The 12700-nt window shown below is 70.1% G+C and carries 13 protein-coding genes; 5 read left to right on the forward strand and 8 right to left on the reverse strand.

Going from position 1 to position 12700, the window contains the following annotated elements; genetic code table 11:
• The 3 genes from HUW62_RS22020 to HUW62_RS22030 form a co-directional block, all read left to right on the forward strand.
• A partial coding sequence (locus HUW62_RS22020) for a hypothetical protein (protein ID WP_176435529.1) occupies positions 1 to 649 on the forward strand: 649 nt, incomplete at its 5' end.
• Positions 650 to 703: 54 nt separating this feature from the next.
• Complete coding sequence (locus HUW62_RS22025; RefSeq protein ID WP_163866506.1) at positions 704 to 1705, forward strand: NAD(P)H-dependent glycerol-3-phosphate dehydrogenase; 1002 nt, start codon at positions 704 to 706, stop codon at positions 1703 to 1705.
• Between the two features lie 77 nt (positions 1706 to 1782).
• A complete protein-coding gene (locus HUW62_RS22030; protein WP_368670454.1) occupies positions 1783 to 3021 on the forward strand; it encodes an MFS transporter in 1239 nt (412 codons plus the stop codon).
• Between the two features lie 18 nt (positions 3022 to 3039).
• On the opposite strand, the gene HUW62_RS22035 is transcribed toward HUW62_RS22030, so the two are convergent.
• Genes HUW62_RS22035 through HUW62_RS22070 form a run of 8 tightly spaced genes read right to left on the reverse strand, consistent with a single transcriptional unit; the run spans position 3040 to position 10471 of the window.
• Complete coding sequence (locus tag HUW62_RS22035) at positions 3040 to 4104, reverse strand: M20/M25/M40 family metallo-hydrolase (protein ID WP_163866507.1); 1065 nt, start codon at positions 4102 to 4104, stop codon at positions 3040 to 3042.
• Complete coding sequence (locus tag HUW62_RS22040; protein ID WP_176435530.1) at positions 4091 to 4957, reverse strand: [LysW]-aminoadipate kinase; 867 nt, start codon at positions 4955 to 4957, stop codon at positions 4091 to 4093. Before HUW62_RS22040 ends, HUW62_RS22035 begins: the two co-directional genes overlap by 14 nt.
• Complete coding sequence (locus HUW62_RS22045; protein WP_163866509.1) at positions 4954 to 5733, reverse strand: SDR family oxidoreductase; 780 nt, start codon at positions 5731 to 5733, stop codon at positions 4954 to 4956. Before HUW62_RS22045 ends, HUW62_RS22040 begins: the two co-directional genes overlap by 4 nt.
• The gene (locus HUW62_RS22050; protein WP_176435531.1) at positions 5711 to 6709 is read right to left on the reverse strand and encodes a sulfotransferase; all 999 of its coding nucleotides are present in this window, start codon (positions 6707 to 6709) and stop codon (positions 5711 to 5713) included. Before HUW62_RS22050 ends, HUW62_RS22045 begins: the two co-directional genes overlap by 23 nt.
• Before the next feature lie 18 nt (positions 6710 to 6727).
• Positions 6728 to 7768 (reverse strand): N-acetyl-gamma-glutamyl-phosphate reductase, encoded by a 1041-nt coding sequence (gene argC, locus HUW62_RS22055; RefSeq protein ID WP_163866511.1) that lies wholly within the window; start codon positions 7766 to 7768, stop codon positions 6728 to 6730.
• Positions 7765 to 8616: a RimK family alpha-L-glutamate ligase gene (locus tag HUW62_RS22060; protein ID WP_240356453.1), complete on the reverse strand. Its 852-nt coding sequence runs from the start codon at positions 8614 to 8616 to the stop codon at positions 7765 to 7767. Before HUW62_RS22060 ends, argC begins: the two co-directional genes overlap by 4 nt.
• Positions 8613 to 9665: a transketolase family protein gene (locus HUW62_RS22065; RefSeq protein ID WP_176435532.1), complete on the reverse strand. Its 1053-nt coding sequence runs from the start codon at positions 9663 to 9665 to the stop codon at positions 8613 to 8615. Before HUW62_RS22065 ends, HUW62_RS22060 begins: the two co-directional genes overlap by 4 nt.
• Positions 9662 to 10471, reverse strand: coding sequence for a 1-deoxy-D-xylulose-5-phosphate synthase N-terminal domain-containing protein (locus tag HUW62_RS22070; protein ID WP_163866513.1), 810 nt, complete (start codon positions 10469 to 10471; stop codon positions 9662 to 9664). The genes HUW62_RS22065 and HUW62_RS22070 overlap by 4 nt, the downstream gene beginning before the upstream one ends.
• Before the next feature lie 174 nt (positions 10472 to 10645).
• On the opposite strand from HUW62_RS22070, the gene HUW62_RS22075 reads away from it, so the two are divergent.
• Together HUW62_RS22075 and HUW62_RS22080 are read left to right on the forward strand one after the other, a co-directional pair.
• A complete protein-coding gene (locus HUW62_RS22075; protein WP_176435533.1) occupies positions 10646 to 12331 on the forward strand; it encodes an AMP-binding protein in 1686 nt (561 codons plus the stop codon).
• Positions 12332 to 12359: 28 nt separating this feature from the next.
• Positions 12360 to 12626 carry a phosphopantetheine-binding protein gene (locus tag HUW62_RS22080; RefSeq protein ID WP_163866515.1) on the forward strand — a complete coding sequence of 89 codons (267 nt, stop codon included), beginning with the start codon at positions 12360 to 12362 and terminating at the stop codon, positions 12624 to 12626.
• Positions 12627 to 12700: the final 74 nt, after the last annotated feature.

Here is a 12700-nt window from a genome sequence, read left to right on the forward strand (position 1 = left end):
ACCCCCTCCCGCGCCGCCTCCGGGGCCTCCCCCCGTGGCCAACCGCGTCAGCCTGCTCGGTGCCCGCACCGTGGGCAGGACGGGCGGGGTGGCGGTCGGCCTCTCGCTGGGCTTCCCGACGCTGTCCGCCCGCGCGGCCGTCGGCGTGCTGCCCCAGGTCGACGTGCTGGTGGGGCTCGACAGCCTCTATGGGATGATGAACGAGGCGCGGCTGGGCTGGCGGTGGCGGGTGCTGGACGGCGGCCCGCGCTGGAGCTTGGGGCTGGTGATGGAGGGCAGCCACGCGTTCTTCCTCCGCTCGGCCAGCCAGGAGGAGCGGGGCGCGCGTTACCTCACCGGCCGGCGCAACTGGAACGTCATGCCCGGCATCGTCGGCTCCTTTCAGCGCCAGGGCGTCCGCGCGTCCAGGCTCTTCATCGACGTGCGCTACCTGGTGGCCCTGGACACCGAACCCATCCAGCGCACGCCGCTGGGCGGACTCCCTCCGGACCTGGTGTCCTCCAGCGCGTGGCCCGTGCGCGTGGGCGCCGAAGTGCCGCTGACCGAGAAAACGTCCTACTCTGTCACCCTGGGCGGTGACTTCCGCACCCGTGCCGAGGACGCCGCCTTCATGCCGGTCGTCTCCGTCGGCATCGTCACCGGTCTCTAGCATCGGCAACCGGCACGACAACGTGCCCTTTCCACCCCCTCGAGCGAGGTCTTCATGCGTGGCAGTGTCATCGGCTCCGGCTCCTTCGGTACCGCCCTGGCGAACGTGCTGGCGGTGAACTGTGAGGAGGTCCGTCTGTGGGGCCGCGAGCCGACAGTGGTGGAGGCCATCAACACCCGGCACGAGAACCCCACCTATCTGCCCGGCATCCCCATCTCCGAGCGCGTTCGCGCCACGCAGGATTTGGAGGAGGCGCTCGCCGGCGCGGAGATGGTGGTGCTCGCCACGCCCAGCCACGCCACGCGCGAGGTGCTCGCCCGCGCCAGGGCGTTCCTGCCGCGCAACGTGCCCATCATCACCGTGTCCAAGGGCATCGAGAACGAGACGCTGCTGACGATGACGGAGCTCCTGGAGGACTGTCTCCCGGAGGAGTTCCACCCGTACATCGCCGTGCTGTCCGGCCCCAGCTTCGCCAAGGAGCTGGCGCGGCGCATGCCCACGGTGGTGACGATTGCGTCCCACTGGGACAAGGTCGCCGTGCGTTGTCAGAAGGCGCTCCAGACGGAGACCTTCCGCAGCTACACGTCCACGGACGTGGTGGGCGTGCAGTACGGCGGCGCGCTGAAGAACGTCATCGCGATTGCTGCGGGCATGGCGGACGGCCTGGGCATGGGCCACAACGCGCGCGCGGCCATCATCACGCGCGGGCTGGCGGAAATCACCCGGCTCGCCGTGCGCAAGGGCGCCAACCCTCTGACGCTGTCGGGCCTGTCCGGCATGGGGGACCTGGTGCTGACGTGCACGGGCGAGCTGAGCCGCAACCGTCACGTGGGCATGGAGCTGGGCAAGGGCCGCAAGCTGCCGGACATCCTGGGGCAGATGAAGGAAGTGGCCGAGGGCGTGAAGACGGCGCGCAGCGCCCGTGACTTGTCCCTGAAGACGGGCGTGGAGCTGCCCATCTGCCAGGAGGTGTACCTGATTGCCTACGAGGACAAGAACGCGAAGAAGGCCGTCGTGGACCTGATGACGCGTCAGCCGAAGTCCGAGCTCGTCTGACGCGCGGGCTGCCGGGCGTGTGTGCGCCGGGGGCGGTGTTCCGGCGCGGGGCGGGGGACTGCTAGAAGCGGGCTCCCGTGTCCCCCCCGAATATGGCGAGCCTCTCGTCGTTCCGTGCCCTGCGTCACCGTCAATTCACCGCGGTGTGGTTGGGGGCGCTCGTCTCCAACGTGGGCACGTGGATGGAGGTGCTCGCCCTGGGCGTCTTCGTCACGGAGGTGACGGGCCGCGCGGAGTGGACGGGCGGAGTGGCGGCGCTGACGTACCTGCCGTCGCTCGTGTTGTCCCCGCTGGGAGGCGCGCTGGCGGACCGCTTCGACCGACGCGTCTTCATCGCGGTGTGTGCCGTGGCGCAGGCGCTGCTCGCGGCGTGTCTTGCGGGGCTGGCCTTCACCGGGCACCTCACCGTGCAGGCGGTGGCCGTCATCTCCCTGCTCAACGGCTGCGTGCACGTGCTGTCGGGGCCGGCCTACACGGCGCTGATTACCGGACTGGTGCCGAAGGAGGACCTGCACAGCGCGATGACGCTGATGTCGGCGCAGTTCAACCTGGGCCGCATCCTCGGGCCGGTGTGCGCCGCGGCGCTCCTGGCCTTCGGTGGCGTCGCGTGGGTGATGCTCGTCAACACGCTGTCCTTCATGGCGGTGCTGCTGGCGGTGGCCCGCGTGCGCGCGGAGCCTCCCGTGGCCCGGCCCATCGACCCCAAGGGCCTGTGGGCGGACATCGTCGAAGGCGCGAACATGGCGCGAGGGGAGCCGGGCATCCGGATGGCGATGGTGTCGCTGTTCGCCCTGGCCCTGTTCATCTCGCCCTTCATCGCGTTGGTGCCGGTGTTCGCGCTGCAGGTGTTCGGCTCGGATGCGTCCGCCGCGTCGGCGCTCATCTCCATGCAGGGCCTGGGGGCGCTCCTGGCCTCGGGCCTGGTGGGCGCACTGGCGGTCCGCTGGGGCCGGGAGCGCGTGGTGGATATGGCCGTGCTCGCGATGGGGCCGGTGACAATTCTCTACTGGCTGTCCCCGACGCTGCATGTGGCGATGGGGACCATGTTCGTGCTCGGCGCGGTGTACCTGGTGGTGGTGACGGGACTGGGCACCCGCTACCAGGAGCGCACGCCGCGAGAGTTGCAGGGGCGGGTGAGCAGCCTCGCGATGTTGCTCATCAACGTCGGGTACTCGGTGGGCGTCTGGGCCCAGGGCGCGCTGGCGGACCGGGTGGGCGTGCGCGCCGTCACCGCCAGCTCCGCGGCGCTGTTCCTCGTGGCGATGCTGGGGCTGCGCACGCAGCGGCCTCGGGAGGCGGACGTCGCGAGCACGTGACGTCCCGCCCCGAGTCCTTCAGCCCGACTTGTTCGGCAGCAGCGCCAACACGCGGGCCAGCACGGCGACACCCTCTTCGTACTCGGGCAGTTCGATGTGCTCGTTCGGCGTGTGGTCCAAAGACGAGTCGCCCGGCCCATACGCGACGGTCGGCACGTTCCACGCGTCCGCCACCGTGTTCCAGTCGGACGTCCCCGTCTTGACTCGAAGGGTGGGGCGAGCGCCGCGCTCGCGGATGGACTGCTTGAAGGCGCGTGTGAGGGCGTCATTGCCCTCGGCGGAGACGGCCTGCTTGCGGGACACCGTCTTCACGGCCACGTCGGGGACGTCGGTGAGGCAGGCGAGCAGCGCGTCCACGTCACTGGCGGGCCCGGTGCGCACGTTGACGTGGGCGGTGGCCCACTCCGTGTCTTCATCGGTGCCCGTCTGGAAGGAGAGCAGCGCGGGGAGGTCCTGCTCGAAGAGGGTGCACCCCTTGTTGCGCTCGTCGCAGCGGCGGCGCAGCGCGTTCCACGCGTCGACCACATGCTCCGCGGGCGCGTGGTAGGCGCGGCTCGCGGTGTGGCGTCGGGTGGCGCGGTATTCGAGCTCCAGGCGCAGGAGGCCCTTGTAGCCCAGGGTGATGCCGTGGGCGCCGCTGGGCTCGCCATTGACGACGAAGTCCGGCCGGTGGTGCTCGCGGGCATGCAGCGCGCCCCGGGTGATGGCCACCTCCTCCTCGACACAGCCCAGCAGGAGGAAGCGCTTGCCGGCGCGCTCCGAGTCGTCCAGCAGCTCCACGGCCTCGATGAACGCCGCGAGCGCGCCCTTGGCATCCACCGCGCCGCGTCCGAAGAGGCGCGTGCCCTCCAGGCGCACGGGGATTTCACCCGGCACGGTGTCGATGTGGCCGAGCAACGCGATGCAGGTGTCCCCGTCCCCCATGCTGGCCACGGTGTTGCCCACCGGGTCCACGTGGGCCTTCCAGCCGCGCTGCTCCAGTCTCCCCGCCAGCGCGCGAGAGAAGTCCGCTTCATGGTGGCTGGGGCTGTAGTGCTCCAGCATCCACCGCAACAGCTCCGGGCTCGCCTCACGGGCTCGCATGAATCACCTTGCCGGAAGAAGTCAGCCGGGTGCCGGCCTCACCCGTCAGCGCGGACAGCACGGGCCGCGCGGTGCCGGAGGCCGTGACATGAACCGCGGACACTCCCGCCGCGAGCGCGCGTCGAGCCGCCTCCAGCTTGTAGCGCATGCGCCCCTTGGCGAAGCCCATGGCGCCCTCCACGTCGTCACTGGCGCGGATGAGCGTCGCGGGGTTGGTCGGATCTTCCAAGAGCCCCGCCACGTTGGAGAGCATCACCAGCGCGCGGGCGCCCATCACCGAAGCAATCGCGGCGGCCACCTGGTCCGCGTCCACGTTCACCAACGTCCCGTCCTCCGTCACCGCCGGAGGACACACGACGGGCGTCTGTCCCGCCGCCAGCAGCACGTTCAAGAGGCGCGAGTTCACCTCGATGATTTCTCCCGCCAGGTGGCTCCGGTCGATGCGCGTGCGCTCGCCGTCCTGGAGCTTCAGCGGCGGTCGTCGCCGGGCGACGAGCACCCGCCCGTCCGCGCCGCACATCCCAAGCGCCGAGACACCCCGGGCCAGCAGCGCGAGCACCGCGCGCTTGTTGACGTCACCCACCCACGCCATCGTCAAGACGCGCAGCGTGGCCTCGTTCGTCAGGCGCACCACGTTGCCGGAGGCGGTCAGCGCCTCGGTGCGCTCCATGCCCAGCGAGGTCAGCAGGGCGTCGCCGGCCTCGGAGCCACCATTCACCACGATGACGCGCTCGCCCTGGCGGCGCAGCTCCGCCACGTCCGCGCAGACGTTGTCCAGGTCCACGCCCGCGGCGCCGCCAATCTTCACCACCAACGGCGCGCGACTGTCATCGACCTGGGACGAGGGGCTCATCCGATGACACTCGCTCCACCGTCCACCAACTGCACCGTGCCGGTGATGAACGACGCGCGCTCGCTGGCGAGGAACACCGCCGCCGCGGCGAACTCCTCCGGGAGTCCCACGCGCTTCAGCGGAATGTGCGCCGCCATGGCCCGCAGGTTGGCCTCCACGTCCGCGCCGCCGGTGCCCGCCGTGCGCTCCACCGGAGGCGTACGGGTGTAGCCCGGGGCGAGCACGTTGACGGTGACGCCGCAGTCGCCCAGCTCCTGCACCAGCGCGGACGCGAAGCCGACGATACCCAGCCGCGCCGTGGCGGACAGGGCGAAGCGCGCGACGGGCCGCACCACCGTCTCCGAGGTGATGAGCAACAGCCGCCCCCACCGCGCGGCCTTCATGTACGGCAACGCCGCCAGCGCCAGGTTGATGGCCGGCAACATCACCGTGTCGACGGCCTCCTGGTACGCGACGATGTCGAACTTCGTGGCGGGCCCCGGCGGCGGACCGGCGCTGTTCGTCACGACGATGTGGGGGCCGCCCAGCTTGCTGGCCACATCCTCCACCCACGCACGCGTGGCGCCGTGCTCACGCAGGTCCACGCGCGTGGCCATCACCTTGCCGCCGCGAGCCAGTCCGCGAAGGTGCTGCTCCGCGCGAGCGAGCCGGTCCGCGTCGCGTGCGCCGATGGCGACGTGCGCGCCTTCCTTGACCAGCTCCTCGGCCACGGCGAGCCCCAAGCCACTGGAACCCCCGGCGATGAGCGCGACCTTATTGGCGAGTCCCAGTTCCAAGTGTCTCCCTCCCTGCGTCACCAGCGTTCACGACGGGCTCCGGCGCTGGACTCACCTGCGCGGGCGTTGGAGGCCCCCGGTAGCCATACCGCCCCGTCAGCGGCCACGAGAGCGCGGAGACGAGCGCCTTCATGCGGGGCGCCAGCTCCTTGCGCCAAGCATCGTCACCGGGCCGCAGCAGCGTGGAGCCGCTGATGAACCGGTCCGGGTTGCCGGTGACGGTGTGGTTGCGCCCGAGCACCACGGTGCGCCCCTTCACCGGGTTGACGGCGCTGTCCTCGCGGATGAGCTTCAGGAGCGAGTCGATGGTCGCGGCCGGCGAGGCGATGAAGTCCTCGTACCGCAGGAACAGCGAGCGCTCCGGGTGGCGCCGCGTGACGAGCTCCGAGGCCACGTTGAAGCCGAACCAGTACGCGGTGCTGCGCGCGGCGGACATCGGCACGACGTACTGCTTCGTCTTCGTCCACGAGTGCGCGACGGCACGAGGGTCCCGTACCAGATGGAGGTAGTACGGCGAGATTCCGCTTACGTGGGGCAGCAGCGCCGCCTCGGAGGGGAACTTGCCGCTGTCGACGATGACGTGGCTGCCGGTGGCATCGGCGATGGTGCGGTACGTGCTCGCGAGGAGCTGCGCGTGCTCGTACAGCTCGGACGACGGCGTGCCCTGTCGCAGCACGCGCCACGTGTGCCGGGTGCGCACGGTGTCCTGTTGCCGCTTCACCACGCGCAGGGCATGGGCCTCGGGCGTCTCACCGGGACGGGCGCCCTGCTCCAACACCTTGGACCAGAGGGGACACTGGACCAGGTGCGTGCCGCAGCCGCACAGGGTGTTGGAGCCGTTCCCGTAGGCGTTCTTCCAGAGGAAGCTCAGTTCGCCCGTGTGGAAGCAGCCCTCCACCTCGTTGAGCACGTTGCCGATGATGGTGCTGCCGCTGCGGCACCAGCCGGTGATGTAGAGGACGGTGAGGGCACTCATGGGCGAGCCTTTCGCGCGTCAGAGGGGGTGGAGGCCCCGGAAGCCGAGGCCCTCCGTTTCGGGTCTGCCCAGCATGAGGTTCAAGGCGTGCACGGCCGTGCCCGCCGCGCCCTTCACCAGGTTGTCCAGCGCGGCATTCACCACGATTCGCCCGCGCTCCGCGTCCACCTCCACCGCCAGGTCGCAGTGGTTGGTGCCCGCCAGAGGGCCAGGCTCCGGGAAGGGAGACGCGCTCGCGTTGGCGCGCAGGACGTGGACGAAGGGGTGCTCACGGTACGTGGACGCGAGGGCGCGCAGCGGCTCGGACGCGTCCTCCAGCTTGCGCGCCGCGAAGGCATGCACCGTGGCGAGCACGCCGCGCACGCTGGGTACCGCCGTCGCGCTGAAGTGGACCACGGGGCGCATGCCGGCGAGACGCTCGGTGGCACCCTCGATTTCACCCGTGTGCCGATGCCCCACGGCGCGGTAGCAGCGCAGCGCGGAGGCGCGCTCCGGATGGTGCGAGGAGCGGTCCGGGGTCGCGCCACCACCGGAGGAGCCCGTCTTCGCGTCGACCACGACTTCGGGCTTCACCAGCCCCGCGCGCACCAGGGGCAGCAGCGCGAGCAGCGCCGCGTGGGCCATGCAGCCGGGCACCGCGACGAAGCGGGCGTCCTTGAGCCGCGCGCCCGTCCACTCCGGCAGGCCGTAGACGAACTCGGGCATGTCCGCGGGGCGGGGCGCGCGGGGATACCAGCGCGCGTGCTCGGCGGGCTCCAGGCGGAAGTCCGCGCTCAGGTCGATGATGCGCCCGGCGAGCGTGCTCACCTGGGGCCAGCGGCGAATCAATTCGCCGGAGGGCATGCAGGACAGGAGCACATCGCACGGCTCCAGCGCGTCATGCGGAGAGAAGCGTGGAGTGGCCAGTCCCCGCAGGTGCGGATGCGGGAAGTCGAGCCGCTTGCCCGCGTGCTGCTCGGACGTCGCCTGGACCACCTCCACCGCCGGGTGGGCGAGCAGCAGGCGCAGCACCTCGCCGCCCGCGTAGCCTCCCGCCCCGAGCACCGCGACGCGCGTCATCGCACGGCCTCCATCAGGTAGTCCGCCATCAGCTCCGGCAGGGGGATGCCGGTGAACTCGATGCTCCGGGCGAACTCCACGCAGTGGTTGATTTCGTTCACCAGGATTTCGCCCTGCCGCGTCTCCAGCAGGTCCACCGCCACCATCTCTCCGCCCACGGCCTTGGCCGCGCGCTCGGCGAGCTTCGCGTGGGACGCGGGGACTTCGTAGCGCTCCGGCACCGCGCCTCGGGCCGTGTTCGTCACCCAGTGCTCGGAGCGGCGGCGCATGCCTCCGACGGCGCCGCCGATGACGTACACGCGCAAGTCATAGCCGGGCTTGTCGATGTACTGCTGGACGAGCGCGACGTGGTCCTGCGCGCCGCCCATCTCGAAGCGCATGGACATCATCCCCTCGGCCGCGTGCTTGTTGTCCACGCGCGCCACCATGCGGCCCCAGGAGCCCTGCACGGGCTTCGTCACGCAGGGGTAGCCGCGCTGCTCCATCTCCGCGACACAGGCGTCCTGCTCGAAGCCCAGGAAGGACCAGGGCATGGGCACGTCATGCTCCGCCAGCGCGAGCGTGGTGAGCGCCTTGTCTCCACAGGTGGCGATGGAGCGCGCGGTGTTGAATACGCGGGCGCCCTTCACCTCCAGGATGGAGGACAGGTAGCGCGCGCGGGTGAAGGACATGCTGCGCATCAAGACAGGGCCGCCGTCCTTCCACGGCTCGCGGTTCAGCGGCAGCACCAGGTCCGTGTCCGCGTGGGTCTCCACGGCGCAGCCGCGTCCTCGAAGCGCGTCGACGAGCATCCGCTCCTCGGTGCGCATCCGCGTGTAGACGAGGTGGACCTCGTGGCGACGCATCATCCCCTCCTGGACCCGGGTGCCATCGCCGCCAGACGGGGGCGGGGCAGGGCGTTGAGAATCGATTCGACCAGGGCGCCGGCTTCCAGCCCGTGTCGTTGCAGCAGGGACTCGTGCGTGCCCGCCGTGGAGTCGTAGCGGTCCTGGATGCCCGCGCGCACCACGCGGCGACCCACGCCATGGGTGGCCACGCTCTCGCACACCGCGCCGCCCAGGCCGCCGAGGATGGAGTGCTCCTCCACCGTGACGAGCAGCCGGGTGCGCTCGGCCGTCTCCAGAATCGCCTCCTCGTCGAAGGGCTTGAGCGTGTGCAGGTTCACCACGCGCGCGGACACCCCCTGCGCCTCCAGCCGCGTCGCCACGTCCAGCGCCACGCTCACGCCGACCTCACCGTGGGCGATGATTCCCACGTCGCCGCCCTCGCGCAGACACATGGCGCGCCCCAACGCGAACGCGGGCCGGGCCACCTCCAGCCGGGTGACGCGGTTGCGGCCGAGCCGCAGGTACACCGGGCCCTCCATCTCCAGCAGCGCGCGCGTCGCCTGAATCGTCTCCAACCCGTCCGCCGGAGACACCACCGTCATGCCCGGCATCGCGCGGAGAATCGCCAGGTCCTCGATGGCGTGGTGCGTGGGCCCGAAGAACGCGCCGGACAGGCCGCCGTAGTCGCAGACGAGCTTCACGTTCGCCCGCGCGTAGGCGAGGCCCAGCCGCACCTGCTCGCACGCGCGCATCGCCCCGAAGGGCGCGAAGGTGTGGGCGAACACGACGTGCCCGGTGGCCGCCATGCCGCACGCGATGTCGAGCATCGCCGCCTCGCAGATGCCCAGGTTGAAGAACCGCCCCGGGTGCCGCACGGGGAAAGGGTCTCCTCCACCCGCCAGGTCCGCCTCCAGCAACACGATGCGCGGCTCCACGTCCGCCAGTCGCGCCAGGGTGTGCCGGAACACCTGTCGGTTGGGCAGGCCCGGTTGCTCGCGCAGCCAGTCCTGCGGCGACGTCAGCAGGTCAGCGCCGCTGGAGGTGGTGGAGCTCGTCGGGGAGCCTGTCATGGCGTCACCTCACCCAGTGAGGTGAGTGCCCGGCGGAGCTGGTCGGCGTTGAAGGTCGCGTAGTGCGGCCCCTTGCCGCGAAACATGGGCACGCCCGCGCCCTTCTGCGTCCGGGCGACAATCGCGCGAGGCTCCTCGGAGGGCTCCTCCAGCGCACGACCCAGGGCGTCCAGGTCATGCCCATCCACCTCCACGGTCTTCAGCCCGAAGGCTCGCAGCCGCTCCACCAGGGAGGCCTGGGAGAGGATGGCCTCGGTGGGGCCGTCGTTCTGTCCGCCGTTGCGGTCGACCAGCACGGTGAGTCGCGACAGGTGGTGCTGCGCGGCGATTTGCAGCGCCTCCCAGTTGGAGCCTTCGCCCATCTCCCCGTCTCCGCACACGACGAACACGCGGTTGGAACGCTGCCGCAGCCGGTACCCCATCGCCAGCCCTACTCCCAGTCCCACGCCGTGCCCCAGGCTTCCCGTGGGAAACTCAACGCCCGGCACCGCCGCATTCACGTGTCCGGTGAAGGGACTTCCGTCGGCGTTGTATCGTTGCACCAGTTCTTCAGTGTCGAAGAAGCCGAACTCGGCGAGCGCGGCGTAGAGGCCCGCGGCGGCGTGGCCCTTGGAGAGGATGAGCGAATCGCGCTCCTCCCAGCGGGGCTCCTCGGGACGGAACTTCATCACCCGTCCCAGCAGCACCACCAACAGCTCCACCATCGACAGCGAGCCACCGAGGTGGCAGCCGACCGACGTGGCGGCGAGCCGGAGGATGGTCCGGCGAATGCGTCTGGCGCGCTCCTCGAGAGGTACCTGGACCATGGATTTCTGCGCCTTTCATTCCAAAGTAGGAAACCGAGAGCACGCCCGTCAATGTGAGTGATGGGGACTTGGGGTGCAGACATGTGAGCTTTCGCCGTCTTGCTGGTTTTGTACGCGTATCGTTATGGTCTCCCGCCGTCGAGGACAGTCTCGCGGTACACGGAGGGTGCGGACATGGACGCACGGTTCGGAAGCGGCCCCTCGTTGGAGCAGGCGGCGCTGTACCGGAGCAAGGGTTGGTGGCGTGACGAGACGGTACTCGACGACTTGCGTCGGGCCGTGCGGACGCATCCGGACAAGACGGCCATCGTCGCGGCGCGCTACTTCGCCAAGGACGTCACGAAGCTGAGCTACGCGGAGCTGGGACGCTACGTGGAGCGCTTCGCGGGCGCGCTCGTGTCGCTGGGCGTGGCGCGGGGCGAGCTGGTGGCGGTGCAGTTGCCCAACTGGTGGCAATTCACGGCGATGGCGCTGGCGTGCGCGCGCATCGGCGCAGTCGTCGCGCCCATCCCTCCGGACTACCGTCGCCGCGAGGTGGAGTTCATCCTCGGCAGGACGGAGTCGTCCGTCTACGTGGGACCCCTGAGTTGGAGCGGGCACTCGCACCGGGACATGTTGCGCGAGGCGTCGCGAGCGCTGCCGTCGCTCAAGCACCGCGTCTTCATTGGCGCGGGCGAGCAGGCGTCCGAGGCGGGCGAGCTGGACTTCGACGCGTACTTCGTCGCGCGGCACTGGGAGGACGAGACGCCGAAGGCGGAGCTGGACGCTCGCTCGGCGCGCCCGGACGACGTGTGCAACGTCCTCTACACGTCGGGGACGACGGGCGAGCCCAAGGGCGTCATCCACTCGCACAACACCAACTTCGGCATCACCCGCGCGCTGGTCGACACCCTGGCGCTGGGCGCCGATGACGTGGTGTGCCTGCCCTCGCTGCTCACCGCCTCCAGCGGATTTACTTACCTGTACTTGATGCCGGTGTTGTTGGGCGCGACGGCTGTCTACATGGACGTGGGAGACCCGGAGCTCACGCTGCGCTGCATCGACGAGCACCGCGTCACGTTCATGTATGGGATTCCCACGTATGTGATGAACGTCATCGCCGCGAAGAAGAAGCGGGGCGGAGACACCTCGTCGCTGCGTCGGCTGTCCACCGGCTCCATTCCCGTGCCGCCGCACCTCATCGCCGCGGTGCGCGAGAGCTTCGGTGTTCCGCTGCACACGCTGTGGGGGATGACGGAGAACGGCGCGGTGACGATTACGCGCCGCGAGGACCCGCCGGACTGGCCCTCCAACAGCGACGGCAGGCCTGTCGACTGGATGGAGGTGAAGATTGTTCCCGCCCTGGCGGAAGACGGCTCACCGTATCCAGAGGGCACCGGACGGCTGCTCGTCCGAGGGGCCAGCCAGTGCCTGGGCTACTTCAAGCGCGAGGACCTCTACCGCGCGTGTGTCGACGAGGAGGGCTGGTTCGACACGGGAGACCTGGCGCGGGACGACGGGCGCGGGGGCATCCGCATCGTCGGGCGGCTCAAGGACGTCATCTTCCGCTATGGCCAGAAGGTGCCGGTGGTGGAGGTGGAGTCCGCGCTGTACTCGCACCCGAAAGTCAGGGAGGTGGCCGTCATCGGACACTCGGACGACCGCATCGGCGGTGAGCGCGTCTGCGCCGTGGTGGTGCCGCGCGACGAGACGCCGACGCTGGACGAGCTGCGCGCCCACCTGAAGGGCCTGGGCATGTCGAATCAGTACTGGCCGGACCGGCTGGAGGTCGTCGAGGAGATGCCGAAGACGCCGTCGGGGAAGATTCGCAAGTATCTGCTGCGCGAGCGCTTGAAGGCCCCCACCGCGAAGGTGGGCTGAGCATGTCCCCCATCCTGAGGAGCAACACGTGAGCACTGACTCGAGCACCACGCCGTTGGTGCGACAGCTCGCCGGGTATTGGCGCGAGCTCTTGGGGACGGACGTGGTGAGGCCGGAGGACCACTTCCTGGAGATGGGTGGCAACTCGCTGATGGCGACGATGCTGGCCAACCGAATCGAGGAGGAGCTGGGCGTCCAGCTCTCCATGGTGGACCTGTTCAACACGCTGGAGCACGTGGCCGCCGCCTGCGAGGAGCAGCTGCTGGAGCAGGGCCGCACCTTCCCCGCGGCCTGACGAAGTCCGTTGTCCAGGAGGCGGGCCTTCTCCCGCCATCGTCCCCGAGGGGCTGTGCGGGGACTCAAGCTTCA

This window comes from Myxococcus sp. AM011, assembly GCF_013372595.1.
GTDB classification, from domain to species: Bacteria; Myxococcota; Myxococcia; order Myxococcales; family Myxococcaceae; genus Myxococcus; species Myxococcus eversor.